1 protein-coding gene is annotated in these 716 nt (G+C 29.3%); it reads right to left on the bottom strand.

What is annotated here, in order from left to right; translation table 11 throughout:
* The coding region (locus ETC00_RS19430) for a hypothetical protein (RefSeq protein WP_171567696.1) at positions 1 to 716 on the bottom strand (716 nt) is incomplete at both ends.

Raw genomic sequence — 716 nt, forward strand, 5'->3', positions numbered from 1 at the left:
TGTAATAATAGCATTGCCGTAAATAGGAATTTCCTCTTTTCTAATACCTTCCATAAAGTTAGATTCTACAATTTCAAATTCATCAGTTGTAGGGTTGTATACAGGTCCTTTCATTACACTTATATTCTTATAGTTGTTACCGAATGAGCCCCTAGCTCCTGATTTATATAAATCTAATCCATGATCTCCTTCTAACTCTTTTTGAGCAATATCCAATAATTCTTTCTCTATTTTAGCTGCTGTAATAACATCACCTTTCTTAAGTTTTTCTCTATTTTCATTTAATAACTGATTTCTACGCTCTATTACCTTTTTATTAGGTTTCAATGTCCCCATTGTAAAAGAACCACTTATAACGGAGTGAAATTGCATTGCTAACCATTGCGTGCGGTTTAAATAGTTAACCACTACATCTACTGCTACCTTGTCATTAAGCAACGCTTTAGATATTTTATCTTCAATACTAGATAATGTACCAGAGTTGATAGGTTCATTAATATAACCCAGAACATCTACTAACTCCCTTTCTACAATAAGTTTATTATAAATAAAACGTCCTACAGTTGTAGTAATTTTTTCATTGTTGAAATATTCTCCTTTTTCTAAAATAAATGTATCATAAGTGTTAAATCTACTTTTTTTCACATTAATTTTACCATTCTTATCTTTTTGTACTTTATCACCAAATAACTCTAATAGTAATTCAAAAGTAATAT

This window comes from Brevibacillus sp. MCWH, from assembly GCF_013096935.1.
Classification (GTDB): domain Bacteria; phylum Bacillota; class Bacilli; order Brevibacillales; family Brevibacillaceae; genus Brevibacillus; species Brevibacillus aydinogluensis.